Annotated in this window: 23 protein-coding genes and 1 tRNA gene; 16 read left to right on the forward strand and 8 right to left on the reverse strand. The window is 41.1% G+C overall.

The genetic code is table 11. The annotated features are described in order from the left end of the window. Positions 1 to 6 precede the first annotated feature (6 nt). The 4 genes from pdxJ to CYK47_RS15410 all read left to right on the forward strand — a co-directional run bounded on the left by pdxJ (position 7) and on the right by CYK47_RS15410 (position 2,623). Positions 7 to 732 carry a pyridoxine 5'-phosphate synthase gene (pdxJ, locus tag CYK47_RS01800; RefSeq protein ID WP_122898340.1) on the forward strand — a complete coding sequence of 242 codons (726 nt, stop codon included), beginning with the start codon at positions 7 to 9 and terminating at the stop codon, positions 730 to 732. A gap of 8 nt (positions 733 to 740) precedes the next feature. Beyond that, on the forward strand, positions 741 to 1,394 hold the full coding sequence (locus CYK47_RS01805) for a MiaE family protein (protein WP_122898342.1): 654 nt from the start codon (positions 741 to 743) through the stop codon (positions 1,392 to 1,394). 117 nt (positions 1,395 to 1,511) lie between these two features. Next, positions 1,512 to 2,339 carry a DUF4198 domain-containing protein gene (locus CYK47_RS01810; RefSeq protein ID WP_122898343.1) on the forward strand — a complete coding sequence of 276 codons (828 nt, stop codon included), beginning with the start codon at positions 1,512 to 1,514 and terminating at the stop codon, positions 2,337 to 2,339. A 131-nt stretch (positions 2,340 to 2,470) separates the two neighbouring features. Then, a complete protein-coding gene (locus CYK47_RS15410) occupies positions 2,471 to 2,623 on the forward strand; it encodes a hypothetical protein (protein WP_164709130.1) in 153 nt (50 codons plus the stop codon). A 45-nt stretch (positions 2,624 to 2,668) separates the two neighbouring features. On the opposite strand, the gene CYK47_RS01815 is transcribed toward CYK47_RS15410, so the two are convergent. Continuing rightward, positions 2,669 to 2,744 (reverse strand) — tRNA-Asn (locus CYK47_RS01815). Between the two features lie 236 nt (positions 2,745 to 2,980). On the opposite strand from CYK47_RS01815, the gene CYK47_RS01820 reads away from it, so the two are divergent. Beyond that, entirely contained in the window at positions 2,981 to 3,397 is a 417-nt protein-coding gene (locus CYK47_RS01820; protein WP_122898345.1) for a hypothetical protein, read from the forward strand. A gap of 31 nt (positions 3,398 to 3,428) precedes the next feature. Then, entirely contained in the window at positions 3,429 to 4,262 is an 834-nt protein-coding gene (locus CYK47_RS01825; protein WP_252150237.1) for an alpha/beta fold hydrolase, read from the forward strand. Here CYK47_RS01825 and CYK47_RS01830 read toward each other — a convergent pair. The 3 genes from CYK47_RS01830 to CYK47_RS01840 form a co-directional block, all read right to left on the reverse strand. Beyond that, on the reverse strand, positions 4,259 to 4,693 hold the full coding sequence (locus CYK47_RS01830; protein WP_122898349.1) for a PaaI family thioesterase: 435 nt from the start codon (positions 4,691 to 4,693) through the stop codon (positions 4,259 to 4,261). The genes CYK47_RS01825 and CYK47_RS01830 overlap by 4 nt on opposite strands. 62 nt (positions 4,694 to 4,755) lie before the next feature. Then, entirely contained in the window at positions 4,756 to 5,001 is a 246-nt protein-coding gene (locus CYK47_RS01835) for a hypothetical protein (protein WP_122898351.1), read from the reverse strand. Positions 5,002 to 5,216: 215 nt separating this feature from the next. Further along, complete coding sequence (locus tag CYK47_RS01840) at positions 5,217 to 6,443, reverse strand: pyridoxal phosphate-dependent aminotransferase (RefSeq protein WP_122898353.1); 1,227 nt, start codon at positions 6,441 to 6,443, stop codon at positions 5,217 to 5,219. A 198-nt stretch (positions 6,444 to 6,641) separates the two neighbouring features. Here CYK47_RS01840 and CYK47_RS01845 point away from each other — a divergent pair, with 198 nt between their 5' ends. Then, a complete protein-coding gene (locus tag CYK47_RS01845; protein WP_122898355.1) occupies positions 6,642 to 6,821 on the forward strand; it encodes a hypothetical protein in 180 nt (59 codons plus the stop codon). Positions 6,822 to 6,846: 25 nt separating this feature from the next. Here CYK47_RS01845 and CYK47_RS01850 read toward each other — a convergent pair whose 3' ends face one another. Continuing rightward, on the reverse strand, positions 6,847 to 8,283 hold the full coding sequence (locus tag CYK47_RS01850) for a sensor domain-containing diguanylate cyclase (protein ID WP_122898357.1): 1,437 nt from the start codon (positions 8,281 to 8,283) through the stop codon (positions 6,847 to 6,849). Between the two features lie 81 nt (positions 8,284 to 8,364). After that, positions 8,365 to 9,144, reverse strand: coding sequence for an A1S_2505 family phage non-structural protein (locus CYK47_RS01855; RefSeq protein WP_122898359.1), 780 nt, complete (start codon positions 9,142 to 9,144; stop codon positions 8,365 to 8,367). 283 nt (positions 9,145 to 9,427) lie between these two features. On the opposite strand from CYK47_RS01855, the gene uvrB reads away from it, so the two are divergent. The 4 genes from uvrB (at position 9,428) to CYK47_RS01875 (ending at position 14,801) form a co-directional block, all read left to right on the forward strand. Continuing rightward, entirely contained in the window at positions 9,428 to 11,449 is a 2,022-nt protein-coding gene (gene uvrB / locus CYK47_RS01860; RefSeq protein ID WP_122898463.1) for an excinuclease ABC subunit UvrB, read from the forward strand. Positions 11,450 to 11,526: 77 nt separating this feature from the next. Next, positions 11,527 to 12,057: a lipocalin family protein gene (locus CYK47_RS01865; protein WP_122898361.1), complete on the forward strand. Its 531-nt coding sequence runs from the start codon at positions 11,527 to 11,529 to the stop codon at positions 12,055 to 12,057. Positions 12,058 to 12,146: 89 nt separating this feature from the next. After that, complete coding sequence (rarD, locus tag CYK47_RS01870; protein WP_122898363.1) at positions 12,147 to 13,091, forward strand: EamA family transporter RarD; 945 nt, start codon at positions 12,147 to 12,149, stop codon at positions 13,089 to 13,091. A 252-nt stretch (positions 13,092 to 13,343) separates the two neighbouring features. Beyond that, entirely contained in the window at positions 13,344 to 14,801 is a 1,458-nt protein-coding gene (locus CYK47_RS01875; protein WP_122898365.1) for a glyceraldehyde-3-phosphate dehydrogenase, read from the forward strand. A gap of 42 nt (positions 14,802 to 14,843) precedes the next feature. Here CYK47_RS01875 and CYK47_RS01880 read toward each other — a convergent pair whose 3' ends face one another. Continuing rightward, positions 14,844 to 16,049, reverse strand: coding sequence for an MFS transporter (locus CYK47_RS01880; RefSeq protein ID WP_122898367.1), 1,206 nt, complete (start codon positions 16,047 to 16,049; stop codon positions 14,844 to 14,846). A gap of 202 nt (positions 16,050 to 16,251) precedes the next feature. On the opposite strand from CYK47_RS01880, the gene cgtA reads away from it, so the two are divergent. The 4 genes from cgtA to CYK47_RS01900 all read left to right on the forward strand — a co-directional run bounded on the left by cgtA (position 16,252) and on the right by CYK47_RS01900 (position 20,020). Next, positions 16,252 to 17,466, forward strand: a complete 1,215-nt coding sequence (gene cgtA / locus CYK47_RS01885; protein WP_122898369.1) for an Obg family GTPase CgtA — start codon at positions 16,252 to 16,254, stop codon at positions 17,464 to 17,466. A 27-nt stretch (positions 17,467 to 17,493) separates the two neighbouring features. Beyond that, positions 17,494 to 18,627 carry a glutamate 5-kinase gene (gene proB, locus CYK47_RS01890; RefSeq protein ID WP_122898371.1) on the forward strand — a complete coding sequence of 378 codons (1,134 nt, stop codon included), beginning with the start codon at positions 17,494 to 17,496 and terminating at the stop codon, positions 18,625 to 18,627. Positions 18,628 to 18,747: 120 nt separating this feature from the next. Beyond that, positions 18,748 to 19,449: a hypothetical protein gene (locus CYK47_RS01895; RefSeq protein WP_122898373.1), complete on the forward strand. Its 702-nt coding sequence runs from the start codon at positions 18,748 to 18,750 to the stop codon at positions 19,447 to 19,449. A gap of 85 nt (positions 19,450 to 19,534) precedes the next feature. Continuing rightward, entirely contained in the window at positions 19,535 to 20,020 is a 486-nt protein-coding gene (locus tag CYK47_RS01900; RefSeq protein WP_122898375.1) for a Rha family transcriptional regulator, read from the forward strand. Between the two features lie 112 nt (positions 20,021 to 20,132). Here CYK47_RS01900 and CYK47_RS01905 read toward each other — a convergent pair whose 3' ends face one another. Next, positions 20,133 to 20,828, reverse strand: a complete 696-nt coding sequence (locus tag CYK47_RS01905; RefSeq protein WP_122898377.1) for an SIMPL domain-containing protein — start codon at positions 20,826 to 20,828, stop codon at positions 20,133 to 20,135. A 453-nt stretch (positions 20,829 to 21,281) separates the two neighbouring features. Here CYK47_RS01905 and CYK47_RS01910 point away from each other — a divergent pair, with 453 nt between their 5' ends. Continuing rightward, positions 21,282 to 22,655 carry a diaminobutyrate--2-oxoglutarate transaminase gene (locus CYK47_RS01910; protein WP_122898379.1) on the forward strand — a complete coding sequence of 458 codons (1,374 nt, stop codon included), beginning with the start codon at positions 21,282 to 21,284 and terminating at the stop codon, positions 22,653 to 22,655. Positions 22,656 to 22,657: the final 2 nt, after the last annotated feature.

Genomic DNA, 22,657 nt, shown 5'->3' on the forward strand with positions numbered 1-22,657 from the left:
CAGATTATGGCTGCATTATTGGGTGTTAACATTGACCATGTCGCAACATTACGCCAAGCGCGTGGCACGACTTATCCAGATCCAGTCAATGCTGCATTGATGTGTGAGCAAGCAGGCGCTGAAGGCATTACCTTGCATTTACGCGAAGATCGTCGTCATATTCAAGATGATGATGTACGTCGTATGCGCCCGTTACTTAAAACCCATATGAACCTTGAAATGGCGGTTACCGATGAAATGGTAGCATTTGCCAAACAAATCTTGCCACAGCATGTGTGCTTTGTGCCAGAAAAGCGTCAAGAAGTGACCACAGAAGGTGGTTTAGACGTGGTTGGTCATTTTGACGACGTAAAAAAAGCCACGCAAGAATTGGTGGCTTTGGGCTGTGATGTGTCATTATTTATTGATGCAGATTTCGCGCAAATTGATGCTGCTGTGGCGTGTGGTGCACAAACCATTGAAATCCATACAGGTGCTTATGCTGATGCAGAGAGTGCTGAGGCACAGCAAGCTGAGCTTGAGCGCATTATCAAAGGTGCAGAATACGCTGCAGCCAAAGGTTTGGTAGTGAATGCAGGTCATGGTTTAAACTTAGATAACGTGACCCCAATTGCAGCCATTCCACAAATCCACGAATTAAACATTGGTCATTCTATTATTGCGGATGCAGTGTTTATAGGGTTGGCGCAAGCTGTACAGCAAATGAAAGCTGCGATTAAAGCAGCACGTTAAGAGTTGTTATGTCAAACATTGATTATGATGATCTGATGAAGCCAGTCATTGGCTTCTTAGGTTGTGAAACCCCGAAAGCTTGGCTTGATGAAGCAGTGAATCATCTTGATATTTTAATGCAAGATCATGCCAACTGTGAGAAAAAAGCGGCGAGTACCGCCATGAACCTCATGTTCCGCTATAACTTCTTCTCGGACTTACAGGTGCGTTTAGCACAATTAGTCCGTGAAGAAATGTTGCACTATGAGCAAGTATTGGAACTGATGAAAAAGCGCGGTCAGGCCTGGATTTCTTTAAGCGCAGGACGTTATGCCGGTGGTTTACGTAAAGAAGTACGTACTTACGAGCCAGAAGCCTTAATTGATATTTTGGTGATTGGTGCTTTTGTAGAAGCGCGTTCATGTGAGCGTTTTTATGCGTTGGCACCGTGCGTAGATGAAGAGTTAGGACGTTACTACCGTTACTTACTGAAATCTGAATCACGTCATTACGAAGATTATTTGACCCTTGCAGTGGATGTGGCGAAAAACTACCAGCTGAAAAATCCGCAAGAAACCATTCAAGACCGCATTGAGCATATTCGTGAAGTAGAAAAAAATCTGATTTTAAGTCCGGATGATACCTTCCGTTTCCATAGTGGTGTACCAGTACAAGCAGCTTAAATACAATCCCTCCTCGTGAGGGATTTTTTAATGCATAGATTTGAGAATAATAATTATTTGCAAAATTAAAGCCAGCCACGTAGCATAATGTGCACATGATATTTTAGTTTAAACTTTATGAAAATTTTCACACGTTCTCTAGTTGTGATGGCGACACTAGCCGCTACTTATAGCCATGCACATTATCCTTTTGTTGCACCTTTAAGCTATCAAACTTTTAATAATCACACGGCAGTCATTGCAGGTTTCTATGACAACCCATTTGCCTCAGAAGTTGCTATTAAAAACTTTAAATTTCATTACCATAATCCTGAAGGCAAAAAAGTTTATTTACAAGATGATGCCTTTAGCCAAACCCAAACCGTGAGCAGTTTTAGCCTAGAAAATAAAATCGATGGCACTTACCGTATTCGCGGTGAAAAGCAAGGTTTGACCAGTCGTTTTGCTTTGGATGGCAAAACATGGAAGCCACTCATTGCAGCTAAGTTTGATCCTGCCAAAGCCAATGATAAAGTGTTTTATGCAGAAAATTTAAAGAAAAATAGTCAAGTCAAAACTGTTCAAAGCTTAGAAATCATTGAAACTTTTGTATCACGTCGAGCAACGTCTAACCATGTGATTCATCATCTTCATGACGGTTTTGATGTGCAATTTATCAGTCATCCAAATGCGCTTAAAGCGGGCCAAGCGGTGCAATTTAATGTCTTAGATAATAAAAAAGGCGTGGCCAATGTTGGAGCGCATATTTTGGCGCAAACCACAGATTTTAGCCGTGAGCAAAAAGTGCTCAAAACCGTGAAATCTAATACCAAAGGTGAGCTACATTTTAATCTAGAGCAAGCAGGGCAATATTTACTCACCATTGATTATCAACAACCTTTGACTCAAAAAGGTAATCAGCTTAAGCGTTATAAATATACGTTGGCATTTAATGTGACTGACTAACATCTCAACCTGCTGCGGCAGGTTTTTTTATGCTTTGGAGATAAGAATAGGCATATCTTCTTTGGTTGACCAAGATATTAGTCCTCACAGCTTTGGCAATAACGATGCTGTTATGACTAAATTATTGTTCAATGCATTGGGGCAATTATACTGAGGGTCGTATTGGCAGTATGTGTCAATATAATCAACAGCAGCAACGGCGTATTGCGGTTGAACACTATAAAATTGAGCAAGCTGAAAAAGTCGTATTGTCTTTACGCCAAGCAGATTGCTTAAAAGATTAGGCATAAAAAAAGCCCAAGTCTTAAATGCTTGGGCTTTTTGGTATTTGGCTCTCCAACCTGGGCTCGAACCAGGGACCTGCGGATTAACAGTCCGTCGCTCTACCGACTGAGCTATTGGAGAATCTGAATGCGATTATAGAGAGATTTTTAAAGTGGTCAAGATAAATCTAAGAAAAATCATGTAAATGTCTAGTATTTAAACAATATTGAAAAATATCATATTTTTCGGGTATGACTACTTGTCAAAAGTGAAGCTGCTTGTTAGTCTAAAAACAACAACAGCGTTTAGGTTTAACCTAAACAGTGTGGATTTAAACCAACTTGCCAGCACTAAAATGGCTAAATCGGAGACAGCGCATGCAGACGCTTACCATTTCAGAAATTTTCTCTCAATTTGCTTTTTATCAAGCTGAATATCTCAATATTTTAAATACGCCAGCGCAATATGCCACGCCTGTGCAACAGGCCAGTCTTGACCTATGGCCATTTAATCGTGCTGAATTGTGTTTAGGTGAGTTGTTACAGTTGTGGTTGGGTAATAAGTGGGTGATTCAGCCTGCTGCACAAATTTTTGATGCCGATCCCGTATTAAAACGCCATTTGCCCCAGCAGCAAGATTTATATGTATACGATATTCATGGCAATATTTTAACCGGAAAGTATGAAGCTTGGGCGTGGTCAGTCAGCCAAAATCAAGCCGTTAAAGTAGAAGTCGAAAGCGCAGTTCAGTATTACAGTATTTATAAGAGTTTAAGCGCACCGCAAGCTGCGTGACGCATGGTTTCTGCACGCTTTACAAGCCAGCATGGCTCCATTATGGTATTTGCTCAAGAATAACAAGAGCCAAGCAACGATGACCCCCATCAGTCATGAACAATATATTCAAACCCAACAGGGTCAACTGTACAGTAAATGTTGGCAAGTTGAAGGCAGCTTAAAAGCTCCAATTATTTTAATCCATGATTCATTAGGCTGTGTGGCACTTTGGCGGGATTTTCCAGCCCAACTGGCGCAAGTGACCCAGCGTAGCGTAATTGCTTATGATCGTTTGGGTTTTGGTCAATCGAGCGTGCATCCCAAGTCCTTAGCATTAGACTTTGTGGTGACGGAAGCAACACATGCCTTTCAAGCAGTGTTACAGGCCTTTGATATAGATGAGTTTGTGGTATTTGGACATAGTGTAGGTGGTGGCATGGCAGTCGCCTGTGCGGCAACTTATCCACAGCAATGTGTCGCGTTAATTACCGAAGCTGCCCAAGCTTTTAATGAAGATAAAACCAAACACGCTATTCAAGTTGCGGCAGAGTCGTTTAAAGATCCGCAACAGTTGGCACGTTTAGCGAAATATCATGCTGATAAAGCCCAATGGGTATTAGATGCATGGGTCAATACATGGTTAAGTGCAGGCTTTAGTGCTTGGCATTTAGATGAGCAAGCGCAAAAGGTTCAAGCACCTAGCTTAATTTTACATGGTGAGTATGATGAATATGGTTCGCTTGCACATCCTGAATGTTTTGCTGCTCATATCGGCACATTCGCCACGGTGAAAATCCTTGAGGGTTGTCATCATGTACCACATAAAGAACAACCCGATTATGTGTTAAAGACGATTCAGGATTTTTTAGCCAATGTGACTTAAGGATGAATCAGCATGCAGGTGGCGGTGGCATAGGCATACATTTTACCGTCTTGATCGACGATTTTGGCCTCAGAAATACCTAAGTTTTTACTCATATTGAGTACGGTGCCTGTGGCAAGCAGTTCGGTATTTTGTGGAATAGGGCGGCACATTTTGACATTCAGATCAATCGTGCCATAACCCACACCTGCATCTAACATCGTATGCACTGCGCAGCCTGTGGCTGAATCAAGCACAGTTGCGGCAAAGCCACCATGCACACCGCCTAAAGGATTTAAATGTCGCTCATCTGCTTTGACTTTAAAACGTACTACACCTTCTGTGACTGCAAACAGTTGCATAGGAATGGTCTGACTAATGCTCGCGCGTGGTAATTTGCCTAAGCACATTGCAGTGAGCATTTCAAGCCCAGTCATTTGTTTGATATTCATGCTTATTCTCAATTTTTTATTGTTGTTTTAACTTAATGAATATCAGCCACTTTGGTCAAGTATTAATGACGTGACATATAGGTTTTATCAAAGCTGTCGAATTGACTTAACACTTTCATACCAATCTGTTCACCCATCGCAGAAGAGGCATGTTGGATATCGTCGCTTACGTCTAAGATGTCTAAATCGAGGCATAAAATTCGTGGACTTTGCACAATAATAAATTGCGGTGAATGCGGTTTTATACACTTGGCAATATAGTGTTTAAGATCATGTTTGTGATAAACGTCAATAACCTGATAACGCATAAGAGGCTCGTTATGGGAAAGATGGGGCTATCTTAGGCTGAAGAGGCTGAGCTGAACAGCGAAATTACGTTGCAAAATATGTAGGCTTGGTAAACTTAAGTATTTATTTTTTAAAAAATCAGTTGGAAAATAAGCAATTAATTTGGTTTTTTTAAACTTGAGTATAAAAAAACCCGCGACTAACGCGGGCTTTTTCATTTGATTAAATCATCAAATTATTTTTCAGCAGCAATTGAAGCAATCGCAGCATCTACGCCTTCGATTGAGTCAGCCGCTTTTTTGATACGTGCAAGCGCGTCAACAAGTACTTCGTCAGCAGTTGCATAAGAGATACGCATGAAACCGCCTAAACCAAATGCATCACCAGGAACAACGGCAACGCCAGTTTCTTCTAGTAACCATTCAGAGAATTCTGTGCAAGATTTTAAACCTTTTGCACGAATTAACGGACGGATGTTTGCGTATGCATAGAATGCACCGTCAGCAGGTAGGCAAGAAATACCATTGATGGCATTTAAACCATTAACCACTAAGTCGTGACGACGTTTGAACGCTTCAATCATTGGCTCAAGAACGTCTTGAGGACCGTTTAATGCAGCTTCAGCCGCAACTTGCGAAATTGAAGTTGGGTTTGAAGTTGATTGTGATTGGATTTTTTTCATCGCACCAATCAGTTTCGCAGGACCCGCTGCATAGCCAATACGCCAGCCAGTCATTGCATACGCTTTAGACACACCGTTTAACACAATTACGCGGTCGTAAAGGTCAGGTGCAACCGTTGCGATGTTGTAGAATTCGTCATCCCAACGAATTGGTTCGTACATGTCATCTGAAGCAACAAATACTTCAGGGTATTTACGCAGTACGTCAGCTAAAGCAACAAGTTCTTCTTTGGTATAGATCATACCTGTCGGGTTAGATGGGCTGTTGAGTACCACTAAACGTGTTTTGTCAGTGATTGCCGCTTCTAACTGTGCAGGGGTGATTTTAAAACGCTGTTCTTCACCGCATTTTACGATAACAGGCGTACCTTCAGCGATGATCACCATGTCAGGGTAGCTCACCCAGTACGGTGCAGGGATAATCACCTCGTCACCTTTATTTAACAAAGCTAACGCTAAGTTAAAGAAAGATTGTTTACCACCGCAAGACACTAAAATTTGGTTTGCAGCGTATTCTAAGTTGTTGTCACGTTTTAATTTGGCAATAATTGCTTTTTTAAGACCTGGCGTACCGTCTACAGCTGTATATTTTGTAAAACCATTGTTGATTGCTGCAATTGCTGCATCTTTGATGTGTTGTGGTGTGTCGAAATCAGGTTCGCCAGCGCCCAAACCAATGACATTTTTACCCGCAGCTTTTAATTCTGCTGCTTTATTGGTCACAGCAAGAGTAGGGGACGGTTTGATGCTATTTACACGATCAGAGAGACGTACGTCCACGGCAGTATTCCTTCTTATAGGGATTAAAAAATAAAAAGCATACTATCTTAGCCCAAAAAAATTACTCGTGCTGAAAAAAAAGCAAAAAAATGAAATTTAATTCGATATATCAAGGTTTTTTTTTGAAAAAGTTTAAGTTACTCGCATCAAATCCAAAAAAACCTTAAAATAACGCCTAATTTGATATGAGCCATTGTCATGACTAAGCGAGCTGCTGTACCAAAGCTGTTGGTAAATCTCCCGTTTCCGACACAAACTGCGGAAGAAAAAGCCAAATTAGACAAAGCACATAATGATGTGCGCCCTAAACCTGAACAATATGCCGATCGTACTTGGATGCCACCTCGCGGGACACGTCGTTCGATGGGTAAACGTTAAAAAAAGCGCTCGTGGAGCGCTTTTTTTAACCATTCTTGCGTCGTTCATAGCTTGGATTTTGTTGATAATACTGCTGTTTATGTAAATACATATTCTGATCTGCACGTTGTAACATGCTATGAATACTTTCATCTGGATACTGGGTTGCTGCACCTAAAGACACATTTAAAGCATGTTCATGGTGTTGTTGCTCATGCTGTAATAGCTGTGTGAGTTGGGCTAAGTGCTGGGCCAATTGAGCTTGATTGACCTCAGGCATTAAGATCATAAACTCATCACCGCCTAAACGGGCCGCAAAGTACGGATAGCCCGCAATAAACCGCTGTAATAATTGACCGACACGTTGTAAAAGTTGATCACCAATGGCATGTCCATATTGATCATTAATAGGTTTTAAGTGGTTTAAATCTAAATAAATACAAGATAAATGTTTCGGTGCTTGTTGCTCAAGGCGCTGAATTTCTTGCATATAATGCCCACGATTATAAACACCGGTTAAGCTGTCATGTTGACTTAAATGTTCCAAAATATATTCCGCCTGTTTTTGTGCGCTAATGTCCGTCAGCGCAATTTGTAATAATTGCCATTTAGGCTCGCTTGGAAAAATATTAAATTGCATATACACATGGCAAGTGCTGCCATCTAAGCGAATAAAGTGACTTTCTCCTTGTTGTTGTTGGGAACTGTGCCAAAGTGCTGCCAAAGATTGGCAAAAAAACTGTTTTAAGGCATCTTGCCAAAAAATAGCATCTAAATTGTGTTTAAGATGGTCGATATCTGTTACTTGCATTAAATCTAGAGCGGCTTGGTTCGCTTTAATTAAATCTAACCGATCCAAACACGCACTGATTTGAGCATAACATTCTGCGCTAGAAACATGTTCTAGATCGAGTTGTTCTAAGCATTGGCGAATCGCATTTAAGTCATACAATAATAAAGCTGCAGGTGAACTTTGAAATAACGTTTCTGCCAGTTCACGATTTTTTGCTTCTAAACGCAGCATGTTTTTATATTCGCTGATATCTTCTGTGGTGATTACCACTTTAGAAAAATCATGCTGATGTTCAGGTAAGACAAAACCGCGTACTTGTAAATTTAAGCATTCGCCACGCAAGGTATAGTTGATGGTGTCGCCAATAAATTCAAGTTTGCGCTGCCAAATTGCCAACAATTGGGCAGTATGCCAAGGAATGATATCTTCACGAAAAATTTGGGTTAAATTGTTTTGAATGTCATCGACATTTTGGGCAGATAAAAGCTGTAGAGTTTTTGGATTCACATCTAAAACTTTAACTGCGCGAGCACAATTTAATACTTCATGCGGATGGGCAGTTAAATAACGCGCAAGATCTGTGACGCCTTGTGCACGCAGTTGATCTAGTCGTGCCAAGACGGGGCTAAAATCTTCTAGCCACATCGGGATTGGCGCCAGCGCAAAAATCACTGAATCAAAGCGTTCCATGAAGGTTCCAAGGTGATGAATTTTATTTTAAGAATTTTTATAATAAAACAAGGGTTAAAAAACGAAACAAAACGTCGTATATCAACGTTTTGCTTTATGTACAGGTTTAGGTGGAGCAATCTCTCGGCGTGCATGCCAGACATCAGCAAAATCTTGCTCATTGATGCCATAAAGTTCAAGTAAAGCCAAGATGACGCCACCAAATAGCATTGGGCCTTCGGTTTTAGCGTCAAAGTCAAAGACCTTAGTATTGAGGTTGTGTAAAATATCAGCAATTTCAAATACGCGATCACGTCCATTACTGTCGGTTGGATACATTTGGGTATTTAAAATAATCCGCGCCAAGCTTTTTTCATTTTCAGACAGTGCCAATACTTCAATGACATGATCACTATTGTCGGAGAAAATAATCCCGTCACGGAAAATGGTTTGTAAAAACTGCTGTGTGAGTTTAGGTAATGCTTTTTCGACAAAAGGACGAAACGATTGTGGAAAAATCACATTACGCGAAATACCTTTAAACATGGGGGCAATTTCTTCAACGGTGTAACCTGCAATCCCACAGCCAATCGCGGTTAAAAAATATTTATTTTTAGGATGGTTTTTGGTGTAAATCTTAAAGTCATCAACATAGTGTTGAATTTGTGACAAGGGCATTTGTTGTAAATGCTCATTCATGGTGGGAATAGCAAAGCTTTGCCCAGACCAACCGCGCCCGACACCCAGTAACGCACCAAAATGTTCTACCGCAATCGCTGCGGCACCGCCGTAATGTTTGCCAGCCAAGTTGCTGCCAAACACAAATACCGTATCTTTGGGTAAGGTTTTAACAATGCTTTCATCGTGATATTGGTAAGTCATAATGCTGCTTTTTGCGTCATGTTTAACTTTATGTTGCCCGTGAATAGGGAGGGGGTCAAGCGCAGAATAAAAAAACTGCTTCACAATCGGTAGATTCAACTGCAACTAAATTTATCAAGTAATTTTTTCAGACTTTTCAAGCGATAGCGTAGCATCACTTTTGTGAGATGAACAGCTGCTGTTAGGCGTGTTGCTGACTGCTTTAGATACATTGTTGGCATTGAGTATTGCGCGTCTAGACGCATACAATAGCCATTCATCTTTATTACAGTTTTCTTGTCTTATGCATGAGCGTCAGCCGTTTCAACTCGTTACCGATTATCAACCTGCGGGTGATCAGCCGCAAGCGATTGCCAAACTGGTTCAAGGCGTGCAACAGGGCATGCATGATCAGTTGTTACTTGGGGTGACGGGGTCGGGCAAGACCTATACGATGGCCAATGTCATTGCGCAAACCCAGCGTCCGACCATTATTATGGCGCATAACAAAACTTTAGCCGCGCAGCTTTATGGCGAATTTAAGGCATTTTTCCCGCACAACGCCGTGGAATATTTTGTGTCTTATTATGACTATTATCAGCCAGAGGCCTATGTACCGTCTTCAGATACCTTTATTGAAAAAGACGCTGCGATTAATGACCATATTGATCAAATGCGGTTGTCGGCGACTCGTGCTTTATTAGAACGCCGTGATGCGATTATCGTGGCATCTGTATCGGCGATTTATGGTTTTGGTGACCCCGAAGCCTATATGAGTATGCTATTGCATATTGTACAAGGCGACCACATGCATCGTGATGACATTATTCGTCGTTTGGTCGAGATGCAATATACCCGTAATGAATTAGAGTTTTTGCGCGCTACTTATCGTCTGCGCGGTGAGATTATTGATATTTTCCCTGCCGAATCGGATCAATACGCCATTCGTATTGAACTGTTTGACGATGAAGTGGATTCGATTCGTTGGTTTGATCCACTGACCGGTAAAATGGTGAAGAAAGTACCGCGTGTGACGATTTACCCAAAGAGCCATTATGTCACGCCGCGTAATCATTTAGAACGTGCCATTGGTACCATTAAAACTGAGCTTAAAGAACGCTTAGCGTTTTTCCGTGCCGAAGACAAATTATTAGAAGCACAACGTATTGAACAACGCACCCGTTATGACATCGAAATGATGCAACAGTTGGGTTATACCAACGGCATCGAAAACTATTCACGACATCTATCTGGTCGTCCTGCCGGTGAAGCACCGCCCACGCTGTTTGATTATGTGCCGGATGATGCTTTGCTGATTATTGATGAGTCGCATGTCACTGTACCGCAAATTGGTGCGATGTATAAAGGCGACCGCTCGCGTAAAGAAAACTTGGTCAATTATGGCTTCCGTTTACCGAGTGCTTTAGATAACCGCCCAATGAAATTTGAGGAATGGGAACGCATTACCCCGCAAACTATTTATGTGAGTGCCACACCGGCGAAATATGAACTAGAAAAATCTGAGCAAGTGGCAGAGCAGGTGGTGCGTCCAACCGGACTGGTTGATCCTGAAATTGAGATTCGTCCCGTACTGACTCAAGTTGATGATGTATTGTCGGAAATTAATTTACGTAAAGATTCGGATGAACGGGTATTGGTGACCACCTTAACCAAACGTATGGCAGAAGATCTCACGTCATATTTAAAAGAATATGGCGTCAAAGTGGCGTATCTACATTCCGATATTGATACCGTTGAACGGGTCAAAATTATCCATGAATTACGTACCGGTGTGTATGACGTGTTGGTCGGAATTAACTTATTGCGTGAAGGTTTGGATATGCCGGAAGTGTCTTTGGTGGCGATTTTAGATGCTGACAAAGAAGGCTTCTTGCGTTCTGAGCGTTCCCTGATTCAAACCATTGGTCGTGCGGCACGTAACTTAAAAGGTAAAGCGATTTTATATGCCGATCGGATGACGGATTCTATGCAACGCGCGATTGATGAAACAGATCGTCGTCGTCGTAAACAAATCGAATTTAACGAGTTGCATGGCATTACCCCACGTAGTGCCAAACGCCAAGTGATGAAAGAAATTGATACTGGTGAAGTGTTAGATGATGATCAAATTGAAGAAAATATCTCGGCACAAGCCAAAGCTTTAAATGCAGATGAACAGCATTTACTTGCCAATCCAAAACTCTTAGCCAAACATATGGCGAAGTTAGAAAAAGATATGCTCAAAGCCTCGAAAGAGTTGCAATTTGAGCAAGCGGCACGTTTAAGGGATGAAATTCTGCGTCTAAAAGCGCAAATGCTGCAATAACTATTTACATAACGCCACAGCCGAGTGGCGTTATTTTTGTTTATGGTAGAAGCATTGGGCAATAGGGATATTGAACTATGCAACCAGCACAACTCGTCTGCGCTTTACTCTTGTGGAGTAGCAGTGTCGCTGCACAGCCTATACAGGCCATTGCTGAATTGGAGCTTCATCGTTATTTAGGGGTTTGGTATGAAATTGCACGTAAACCCTTTGCGGCACAAAAGCACTGTCAGTATGCAGCACGTAGTATTTATACTTTAAATGAAAATGGCCAAGTCAGTATTGATCAACACTGTCTTAATCGGCATGGACGTGAATATCAACAAGTGGCAGAAGGTTTTATAGCCAATCCTCCATTTAATTCCAAACTCAAAGTCAGTTATTTACCCGAAGCTGTACGTTGGATTCCTGTTTGGCGCGGCGATTATTGGGTACTTAAAATAGATGACGATTATCAAACCGTGTTAGTGGGTGAACCGAAACGCCAACATTTATGGCTCTTGGCACGCGAACCGCATTTAGCTCCCAATATTACCCAGCATTATTTAAATTATGCCAAGCGTTTAGGCTATGAGTTAGATGATTTGATTTATAGCCAAGCGAAATAACAAATAAAGCCAAGATTTTGCTACACACACATCGGTTTATAGCGCGGCTTTGACTATAATCATGTGTTAGGTCTTGGGGAGCATAAACGATGTATAAGGGCGTGATGTTGTCAGTATTGGCATCGTTTACCTTTGGGGTATTATATTTTTACACCGAATTTTTAAAACCACTGGACAGTGAACAAACCTTCGCTTGGCGCATGTTATCGACTTTGCCATTTTTAACTTTGTTTATGTGGTGGAGTGGCGACCTAAACCGCGTGGCAGAGATTTTTAAGCGCTTGCTACAAAAACCGCAACTGATTCTATGGCTCATCATCAGCTCATTTTTATGTACCACACAATTGTGGTTGTTTTTATGGGGGCCGATCAATGGTCGCGGCTTAGAAGTGTCTTTGGGTTATTTCTTATTGCCTTTGGTGATGGTACTTGTCGGCTGCGTTTTATATAAAGAAAAACTCAGTTATTGGCAGATGGTTGCAGTCGCTTTAGCCGTGTTAGGAGTGTCGCATGAAATTTGGCGGATGGGACAAATTGCATGGGAGACCGCTTATGTCGCGGTGGCTTATCCTTTATATTTCTTCTTACGCCGTGTGTTTAAAACCGATCATTTGGGTGGTTTTTGGTGGGATTTAGCCTGTGTGATTCCAGTGGCGATTTACTTAGCCACGTTCCATAGTGATAGCTTTGCCGTGATTGCTAATTTCCCACATTTAATTTGGGCGGTGATTGGTTTAGGTTTCTTAAGCTGTTTGGGCTTGGGTAGTTATATGCTCGCCAGTCGTTATTTACCCTTTGTGATTTTTGGTTTACTCAGTTACTTAGAACCTGTGTTATTGGCTTTTGCCTCGATGATGCTTGGTGAGCGGATTAGCAGCGATGAATGGCTCACTTATCTGCCTATTTGGTTGGCAGTGATTTTATTGGTGATTGAAGGCAGTTTGCATGTCATTAAACAGCAACAAAAGCAGCGTGCTTTAGCGCAAAATATGGCAGCTTTAGATGCACGCTTAGAGGACAAAACCCTAAAATAGTCAGCTTTAAGCTTTTGAATGATTAAGCAGCACTTGAGCGGCTGCTTAAATTTTACTGAAAAATAACGATTTTTTGCTTTTTGATAGCAAAATCATAAAAATAATTACAACTATTTTGCAATTTTATAGTGAATATAGCGCAAAATGACTGAGCTTGAGGCAGCTTTTGATTCAAACTTTGGCAGAATTCCATTACAATTGTCGGGTTTTAAAATTTATGCCTAGATATACAATTAATTAGAGGACGTATCTGTGAGCAAAGAGACTATCATCGCCCTACATGCAGAGCACCAAGGTCGCTGGAAAAACCGTGAAGAACTTGCGGAACAAATGATCGCGTTAATCGGTCAGTTATACCGTGAAAAAAACATCGTGGTTTCAGTATTCGGTCGTTCTTTAGTTAACCGTTCTGTGATCCAGATCTTAAAAGCACACCGTCGTACTCGCGTACTTGACGTTGAACTTTCTGTTGTAAACACGTTCCCAATCATTGAAGCATTGGCAAAGTTAGACAACATCGGTACAGCTGAAATTGATCTAGGTAAACTTGCTGTTGAATTTGCTGCTCAAGGCGGCGACGTAAATGCATTTGTTGCCAATGCGGTTAAAGCAGCTGAAGGTCGTCCTACTTCTGTAGAAGGTCGTGACGTTGTCCTTTACGGTTTCGGTCGTATCGGTCGTATCCTAGCGCGTCTAATGATCAGCCAATCTGGTCTTGGCCGTGGCTTAAACCTAAAAGCAATTGTAGTACGTAAAACTGCGGATGGCGATTTAGAAAAACGTGCGTCTTTATTACGCCGTGACTCAATCCATGGTCCATTCGCAGGTACAATTTCTGTAGATGAAGAAAACGAAGCAATCATTGCCAACGGTCAATTCATCAAAGTAATTTATGCAGGTAAACCATCTGAAGTTGATTACACAGCTTACGGTATTAACAATGCATTGATCATTGATAACACTGGTAAATGGCGTGATGCTGAAGGTCTTGCTCAGCACTTAGAATGCCCAGGCGCTGCACGTGTGATCTTAACTGCACCTGGTAAAGGTGACATGAAGAACGTGGTATTTGGTGTGAACCAAGCGGACATCTTAGATGAAGACAAAATCATCTCTGCTGCAAGCTGCACAACCAACGCGATTACACCAACACTTAAAGTATTAGAAGATAAATACAAAGTGTTAAATGGTCACGTTGAAACAGTTCACTCGTTCACCAACGACCAAAACTTAATCGACAACTACCATAAAGCAGACCGTCGTGGCCGTGCTGCAACACTGAACATGGTCATCACTGAAACTGGCGCGGCGAAAGCAGTTGCCAAAGCACTTCCAGCGCTTAAAGGTAAGTTAACAGGTAACTCGGTACGTGTTCCGACACCAAACGTATCTTTAGCGATTCTAAACTTAACTTTAGACAAAGAAGTTGATCGTGACGAAGTGAATGAATACATTCGCCAAATCTCAATCAATTCTAGCCTACAAGGTCAAATTGGTTATACCAACTCTACAGAAGTTGTATCATCTGACTTTATCGGTTCACGCACTGCTGGTGTATTTGATGCGCAAGCAACAATCACTTCTGGCAACCGTTTAACCGCTTATGTTTGGTACGATAACGAAGTAGGTTATAGCTGCCAAGTATTACGTATTGCTGAACAAATGGGCGGCGTAAGCTACCCTAAAATTCCTGCTGAACAAACTGCATAAGTTGTACAGCACGAATAAAAAAGCGCCCTAAAGGGCGCTTTTTTATTTTAAAGATGACGTCTTTTGCAGACGTTTAAAATCAAAGCGGTCAATGACCAAAATACCTAAACTAAACATTAAACCTAAGAGCACACAGCCTAGCCATTGATAATGTTGCCATGCATATACCGCACCTAATGAGCCTAAAGCTGCGCCACTAAAATAAATGGTCATATAAACGGCATTAATACGCGAGCGTGCTTTACCATCTATACGATAGACTAAGTTTTGATTTAACACATGAAAAGCGGTTAAACCAAAATAACTCATTAAGACCCCAAGTGCATAAATGATCAAACTGTGTTGCGCAAAATAGAGCGGAATGCATGAAAACAGCATTAAGCCAATACACAGTTTTGCCACTAAGTTTTCTTGACCTTGTCCAACTTTTTTACCTGACCAGCTTGAAGAATAGATACCAATTACACCTAGTAAGCCAAATAAGCCAATTTCAAAGTCGCTAAATTCATATGGTGCACTCCCTAATACAAAGGTCATAGAAGTGAACACCATCGACAAAATACCAAAGCCCAAAGCACCTGCACAGGCACGACGAATCAGATGCGGATTTTGTTGAGCCAAACTAAATAAAGAACGATAAATATCACTGATCGCTAAACCTGCTTGACGCTGGGTATCGGGTAATTTATGCCACATCAATACCGCAAATAATAAGGTTAAAATGCCGCTACTGAAATACACCGCTTGCCATGACCAATAGGTCGAAACAAAGCCTGCAAAGCTACGCGACAAAATAATGCCCATTACCAAGCCGCTCATCAGTTTACCGACAGTCGCTGCACTTGATGCAGGTGGACTCATGCTTGATGCAAAAGGAATTAATACCTGTGCTGAAATGGCACCAAAAGTTGCACATAAGGTAAATAGGTATAAACCTGTTAAATTGCTGCTCATCGAAAGGAGCAGTTGTGACACAGCAGCAAACACCATTAAACTGACGATCAATTTGCGTTTATTAAAAAAATCACCTAAAGGCACCAGCAACATTAAACCGAACATATAGCCGATTTGGGCGACCACGACCGCAAAACCTGCTTGACTCGTACTAATGCCCAAACTCTTTTCAATTGAGTAAATTAGCGGTTGATTAAAATAGGCCGAGCCTGCACATAGACCACAAGCCAATGCCATGATTAACACAAATTGTGATGACAACGGTTGAGTTGGAGAAGAAGACGTGTTTGGCATAGAAACAATTAAACAAGATTTATGTGCGACTATAGAGTCTCAAGCAAACAACAACAAATAAATAAAATGAATGAATTGATTGTTATAAGCGCTTAAAAATTAACAAAATGCAAAATACCTATATTCTGGCTTAAATCTATTCGAGAAATTTTTTAAAATATGGCAGAATAGGCGGTTTTAAAGTTTTTAGAGGATTGGCAGTATGCGCTTTGTTGATGAAGCAGTCATTACCGTAGAGGCTGGCGACGGTGGCAATGGCGTAGCCAGTTTTCGCCGTGAAAAATTCGTACCATTTGGTGGTCCAGATGGTGGTGATGGTGGTCGTGGCGGTAATGTCATTATTCAAGCTGACGAAAACACCAGCACCCTCGTAGATTATCGTTATACCCGTAGATTCCGTGCAGAGCGCGGTAAAAATGGTCGTGGCGCAAACTGTGCTGGCCGTGGTGGTGAATCTGTAGTTCTTTATGTGCCAGTAGGTACCACCATTGTCGATACCGAATCTGGTGACATTATTGGCGACTTAGTTCAAAGTGGTCAAAGCGTAATCGTGGCGCAAGGCGGCGACGGTGGTTTGGGTAACACCCACTTCAAATCATCGACTAACCGTTCACCACGTAAATGTACGCATGGTTTTAAAGGCGAATTCCGTGAAATTCGTTTGGAATTAAAAGTATTGGCGGATGTAGGCTTACTGGGTATGCCAAACGCGGGTAAATCAACCTTTATCCGTGCGGTATCTGCAGCAAAACCAAAAGTGGCAGATTATCCATTTACCACCATGGTACCTAACCTTGGTGTAGTGGATGCTGATAGCCATCGTTCATTCGTGATGGCCGATATTCCAGGTCTAATCGAAGGTGCATCAGATGGTGCAGCCCTTGGTATTCGTTTCTTAAAACACTTGGCACGTACGCGTATTTTATTACATATCGTAGACGTACAACCCATTGATGGTTCTGATCCTGCTTACAACGCGAAAGCAATTTTAACTGAGCTTGAGAAATTCTCCCCAACGTTGTCGAAATTACCAATTGTATTGGTACTCAATAAAGTCGATCAATTGGACAGCGATACGCGTGATGAATGGTGTGACCATTTACTTGCAGAAATGCAATGGACAGGTCCAGTCTTTAAAACTTCAGGTTTAACCTTTGAAGGCACCAAGGACGTTGTGTACTACTTGATGGATCAAATCGAGGAACAACGTGAACGTGAACTTGAAGATGCAGATTATGCAGCCGAAATGAAAGCCTTCCGTGATCAGCTTGAAGCTGAAACACGCGAACAAACCATTGCCGCGAAAGAAGCGTATCGTGAGATGCGTCGTCAACAACGTCTTGCTGGTATTTTGGGCGATGACGAAGATGATGAAGATGGCGATGATGATGGAGTAGAAGTGTACTACGTACGCTAATCGTGAAAAAACAAGTCTGAGGACAAGATGATAGAAGTGGTAGATGGGCAACGTCAGCTCAAGGATTGCAAACGAATCGTTGTAAAAATCGGATCATCTTTACTAACAGCAAATGGGCAAGGTTTAGACCTTGATGCGATCTCGCATTGGGCAGGACAAATCGCCGCGCTACACAATGCCGGACACGAGATTATTCTCGTGTCGTCAGGTGCTGTGGCTGAAGGTATGGTACGTATGAAGCTCGACAGCCGACCCACAGATTTACCCAGTCTTCAGGCTTGTGCCGCCATTGGTCAAATGGGTTTAATTCAAACGTGGTCAAGCGTGCTTGAACAACATGAAATTCGTAGCGCGCAAGTGCTACTGACCCATGATGACTTAGCTGATCGTCGTCGTTATCTCAATTCATGTGATGCGTTGCAGCACTTAATTGATTGGCGCGTGATTCCGGTCATTAATGAAAATGACACGGTATCTACTGATGAAATTCGTTTTGGTGATAATGACACGTTAGCGGCTATGGTTGCCGGTCAAGTCCATGCTGATTTGTTAATTATATTAACCGATCAACAAGGGATGTTTGACTCAGATCCACGCTCAAATCCAAATGCCAAGCTGTTCCATACGGTACGTGCATTAGATGAAAGCTTGTTTGATATGGCCGGTGGTGGTGGTAAATTTGGTCGCGGTGGTATGTTGACCAAAGTACGTGCTGCACGTTTGGCTGCTAAATCAGGCTGTCCAACGTTAATTGCCAGCGGTGAAAGTGATGCAGTGTTATCACGTTTAATGGCAGGTGAGTTATTGGGGACTTTATTTATTACCGATAACGACCGTATTACGGCCCATCAGCAATGGTTAGCCGCGCATTTACAAACTGCGGGTCGTTTAGTGTTGGATGCTGGTGCAGTGAAAGCCATTAAAGACAATCACCGTAGTTTATTGCCTGTGGGTGTAAAAGCTGTAGAAGGGCATTTTGAGCGCGGTGATGTGGTGGAATGTGTTGATAGCGACGGTCATCGTATTGCAGTAGGACGTGTTAACTTTAGTTCGCGTTCGGCTGAAATTGTCAAAGGTTTAGCTTCTGATAAAGTCTATCAAGTGCTAGGTGAAGCACGCTCATTGGAAATGATTCATCGTAACCATATGGCGATTTACTAAGTTTTCGCGTAAAAAAGACAGCCTCTCGGGGCTGTTTTTTATTTTGCTGTATACATAATAATTTTCAAAGATAAAATTAATTTAGAAAATTAAGAGAGCTTAAGTCTAGGAGCAGATTGTATGGAAATGGATTTTGCTTGTATGCCTAAAGATACCTTATATGTATTGGCAACAGTTTATGGCTACATGTGTTACCCCAATCCAAAAGACATCGATAAAAGAGACTGTTTTATTGCTCAATATATTATTAAAAATTATCACGAATTCTTGGAAAGTGTGCCAATAGATTATGCACGTAAAGCATTAAATTTTTATGATGAGAAGTTAGGTTTGAGAAATGCAAATAATGCAGAAGTACTTCTACATATTAAGGAGGGATGTTTAGCAGGTGCTATGTATATTACTCTTTTGGAAATGAAAGCAGGCGGTGGACAACAACCAAGCGTTAATAAAGCTAAATTTTTAACCTACGAAATTTATTCTAAAAGAGCTATCTCTGAACATGGTGTAAAAATAGAAGTTACAGATGCCGAAAAGGTTGGAAGAGCATGGAATAGATACAAATGGGTTGCTCCTATGTGGGCTTCAACTCTTTTAATAGCGGATGGTGTTCTTTCTTTAACTAATGTAAAGGATAACCCAAGCTTATTTTTTGGTCTAATTAATTGTTTGAATAGTAAATCAAAGGATTTAAACTTGAAATTTGAATGTTGGAAATTCCCTAATGGACATGATTTTCCAAAAATTGAATTAGAAACTGTAGGTTTAAGCGCGTTAAATAGAGAAAAACTTTCTAAATATGATTATAAAAATCGCTACTAGAACAGAAAAAGGAGTTCTATTTCCATAACTATAAAACTAACGATAATTAGAAAGCATGTGAAACACTATAAAGGAGTAGATCCACATGCCAAATCAATTAGCTTTTATCAAAAATGGTCAAGTTGTTACAACAGACTTAATTTTAGCTAAAGTTTTTAATAAAAAATCGACTGAAGTTAGACGAGCAATCAAAAATCTCAAATTTAATGAGAAATTTAGAGCAAACAATTTTTTGCACAGCACTTGTATAGATCCATGCAAAAAAGAATGCCCGAGTTATCTAATAACAAAGGAAGGATTCTTTTTACTAAGTGTTCGGATGAGTGGCAAAAAGACAGAATCAGAACAAATCCAATATATACATGTATTTAATCTAGAAGAGAGTAATTTAAATATTTCAATTCATATGTTTAATGAACTTTGCCGATCCGTAGAAGCAATAAAATATGATATTCAACAATTTGCTTATAGTGAGATGAAAAAAAAGTACATTCAACTAAGTTTAGAAAAATGCTTAAAAGATGTTAAAGAAAATCTACAACTTGACTTATTTACTAATATAGAAAGATAAAGAATTTTCTAGATGTGACTAGCTACATAGCGGATTGATAAAGATATATTGGTTTGGGTGATTCTTATAATAAACGAAAAAAATCCCGCCTTCGAGCGGGATTTTTTATGCCTTATTTAAATTGAATTGAACCATTGGCAGTCACGCTAATTTTTGATTCACCCGCTGCCACAGCTTGTTCAGGCACCGCATCACTTGCAGCTTTCATCATCGCCATACGAGGCATAGGCGAGCCATAGTGATTGGTGTTGATATTTAAGCTCACCAATTGATAGCCTGATTTATGCCATGCCTTGCTCATCGTATCAGCACGTTGTTGGAAGTTTTTAGAGGCTTCTAACATCAGCTCATTTTCAACTTTTTTACGTTTTTGTTCAGACACCGAAAAATTAATCGAACTGACTTGGAAATGTTGTTGTAACTCAGCAATCAATTGACTTGCTGCTTTAAAATCACCACTTTCAAGACGTATTTCGCTACGACCACGCCATTCCTTGAGCTTGCGATTTTCAGAATCATAAATTGGATAGGTACTTTGGGCGCCCGTTTCGAGCTTGACCTGTGGGTAATGTTTGGCAGTTGCCAAGGCTTGATTCATGCGCTGATTGAGCTCTGTGGCTAAAGGCGCAGGTTGCTTGTTGGACTTTTCAATATATAAGGTGGCATGCATTAAATCATTGGAAATTTCACGCTCAGCTTCGGCTTGGATATTGACGACATTATAATTCAGCGTCTCTGCATGGGCATGGCTTAAAATAAGAGGGCTAAAAGCGGAAATAGTAGAGACGATAAGCGCAATTTTATACATAAAATAGATCACTGTTGCAGAACAATTCTTCTGCTCATGTTAAGCGTGCTTTAAGTAAAAAATAAGTTCAGTTTGTGGTAGGAGTGTAAAGAGAATAAAAGATTAAAAATAAAAGAAATATAAATAAAAATAGAGACTTACATAAGATAGGCTGTTTAACTCAACTCTTGATCAAAAACCAGTTAAAAAAATTATAAAAAATAAGGATTTCTTTCAATTGTCATAATATGCGATGATAATTCCAACTATTGGTTGGTCCAATCCGTTTTTTTAACGAGTTTAACAGCGATAAAACGCCGAAAGTTGTTTATTTTTTACAAAAATTCGGTATCATCGCGCTCCTAGTTATGACGAACAACAAACAGCGTCAAACTAAGATATAAAGCACCGAGTCAAAGACCACAAGTCCCCCGACTTATTTCTTTCAACCCATATCAGAGATGGTAATTCGATATGAGCGTTACTTCAGTAAACCCTGCCTCTACTTCTACTAACGAATACTATTTGACTCGCCAAAGTCAAATGGAATCTAACGTGCGTAGTTATCCACGTAAATTACCGTTAGCGATTGCAAAAGCGCAAGGGTGTTGGGTTACCGATGTTGAAGGTACACAGTACCTTGATTGTTTAGCTGGGGCAGGTACCTTGGCGTTAGGTCATAACCATCCTGCGGTTATTCAAAGTATTCAAGACACGCTAGCAAGCGGCTTGCCATTACATACTTTAGACTTAACGACACCTTTAAAAGATGCATTTACTGAAGCATTACTTGAACAATTACCAGGTGGTAAGGAAGAGTATTGCTTGCAGTTCTGTGGTCCATCTGGTGCAGATGCGACAGAAGCTGCGGTAAAACTGGCTAAAACCTTTACTGGTCGTGGCACAGTGATTAGCTTCTCTGGTGGTTACCATGGTATGACACATGGTTCACTGGCGATGACAGGTAACTTATCTGCTAAAAATGCCGTAAACAACTTAATGCCAGGCGTACAATTCATGCCATATCCGCATGAATACCGTTGCCCATTAGGCTTAGGTGGTGAAGCGGGTGTAGATGCTTTAACTTATTTCTTTGAAAACTTCATTGAAGATGTAGAAAGCGGTGTAACTAAACCTGCAGCTGTTATTCTTGAAGCGATTCAAGGTGAAGGCGGTGTAGTGACTGCACCTGTAAAATGGTTAAAGAAAATCCGTGAAGTGACTGAAAAACACAACATCGTGTTAATTCTTGACGAAGTTCAAGCGGGCTTTGCACGTTCAGGTAAAATGTTTGCCTTTGAACATGCAGGTATCGAACCTGATGTTGTAGTCATGTCTAAAGCGGTCGGTGGTAGCTTACCACTTGCAGTACTGGGTATTAAACGTAAGTTTGATGCTTGGCAGCCAGCGGGTCACACGGGTACTTTCCGTGGTAACCAATTGGCGATGGGTACAGGTCTTGCAACGATCAAAACGATCAAAGAGCAAAACTTGGCACAAAACGCGCAAGAGCGTGGTGATTATCTACAAGCTGAATTGAAAAAATTAGCAGCAGAATTCCCATGTATCGGTAACGTACGTGGCCGTGGCTTAATGATCGGCGTTGAAATTGTTGACGAACGTAAACCTGCTGACCATATGGGTTCATTACCTGCTGATTCACAATTGGCAGCGGCAATCCAAACCGCTTGTTTCAACAACCAATTGTTGTTAGAAAAAGGTGGTCGTAACGGTACAGTGATTCGTTTACTTTGCCCACTGATTATCACGCAAGAAGAATGTGTTGAAGTGATTGTTCGCTTCAAAAAAGCTCTTGCTGAAGCTCTAGTTGCTGTTCGAGGCGCGTAATA

This window comes from Acinetobacter sp. B51(2017) (assembly GCF_003711395.1).
Classification (GTDB): domain Bacteria; phylum Pseudomonadota; class Gammaproteobacteria; order Pseudomonadales; family Moraxellaceae; genus Acinetobacter.

Bases quoted from the DNA above. Each gene is read 5' to 3' on its own strand.
- cgtA (WP_122898369.1), top strand. From the start codon at position 16,252: ATGCGCTTTGTTGATGAAGCAGTCATTACCGTAGAGGCTGGCGACGGT.
- uvrB (WP_122898463.1), top strand. From the start codon at position 9,428: ATGCATGAGCGTCAGCCGTTTCAACTCGTTACCGATTATCAACCTGCG.
- CYK47_RS01845 (WP_122898355.1), top strand. From the start codon at position 6,642: ATGACTAAGCGAGCTGCTGTACCAAAGCTGTTGGTAAATCTCCCGTTT.
- CYK47_RS01880 (WP_122898367.1), bottom strand. From the start codon at position 16,049: ATGCCAAACACGTCTTCTTCTCCAACTCAACCGTTGTCATCACAATTT.
- CYK47_RS01900 (WP_122898375.1), top strand. From the start codon at position 19,535: ATGCCAAATCAATTAGCTTTTATCAAAAATGGTCAAGTTGTTACAACA.
- CYK47_RS01810 (WP_122898343.1), top strand. From the start codon at position 1,512: ATGAAAATTTTCACACGTTCTCTAGTTGTGATGGCGACACTAGCCGCT.
- pdxJ (WP_122898340.1), top strand. From the start codon at position 7: ATGGCTGCATTATTGGGTGTTAACATTGACCATGTCGCAACATTACGC.
- CYK47_RS01805 (WP_122898342.1), top strand. From the start codon at position 741: ATGTCAAACATTGATTATGATGATCTGATGAAGCCAGTCATTGGCTTC.
- CYK47_RS01830 (WP_122898349.1), bottom strand. From the start codon at position 4,693: ATGAATATCAAACAAATGACTGGGCTTGAAATGCTCACTGCAATGTGC.
- CYK47_RS15410 (WP_164709130.1), top strand. From the start codon at position 2,471: ATGCATTGGGGCAATTATACTGAGGGTCGTATTGGCAGTATGTGTCAA.
- CYK47_RS01905 (WP_122898377.1), bottom strand. From the start codon at position 20,828: ATGTATAAAATTGCGCTTATCGTCTCTACTATTTCCGCTTTTAGCCCT.
- CYK47_RS01835 (WP_122898351.1), bottom strand. From the start codon at position 5,001: ATGCGTTATCAGGTTATTGACGTTTATCACAAACATGATCTTAAACAC.
- proB (WP_122898371.1), top strand. From the start codon at position 17,494: ATGATAGAAGTGGTAGATGGGCAACGTCAGCTCAAGGATTGCAAACGA.
- CYK47_RS01850 (WP_122898357.1), bottom strand. From the start codon at position 8,283: ATGGAACGCTTTGATTCAGTGATTTTTGCGCTGGCGCCAATCCCGATG.
- CYK47_RS01825 (WP_252150237.1), top strand. From the start codon at position 3,429: ATGGCTCCATTATGGTATTTGCTCAAGAATAACAAGAGCCAAGCAACG.
- CYK47_RS01820 (WP_122898345.1), top strand. From the start codon at position 2,981: ATGCAGACGCTTACCATTTCAGAAATTTTCTCTCAATTTGCTTTTTAT.
- CYK47_RS01910 (WP_122898379.1), top strand. From the start codon at position 21,282: ATGAGCGTTACTTCAGTAAACCCTGCCTCTACTTCTACTAACGAATAC.
- CYK47_RS01895 (WP_122898373.1), top strand. From the start codon at position 18,748: ATGGAAATGGATTTTGCTTGTATGCCTAAAGATACCTTATATGTATTG.
- rarD (WP_122898363.1), top strand. From the start codon at position 12,147: ATGTATAAGGGCGTGATGTTGTCAGTATTGGCATCGTTTACCTTTGGG.
- CYK47_RS01855 (WP_122898359.1), bottom strand. From the start codon at position 9,144: ATGACTTACCAATATCACGATGAAAGCATTGTTAAAACCTTACCCAAA.
- CYK47_RS01865 (WP_122898361.1), top strand. From the start codon at position 11,527: ATGCAACCAGCACAACTCGTCTGCGCTTTACTCTTGTGGAGTAGCAGT.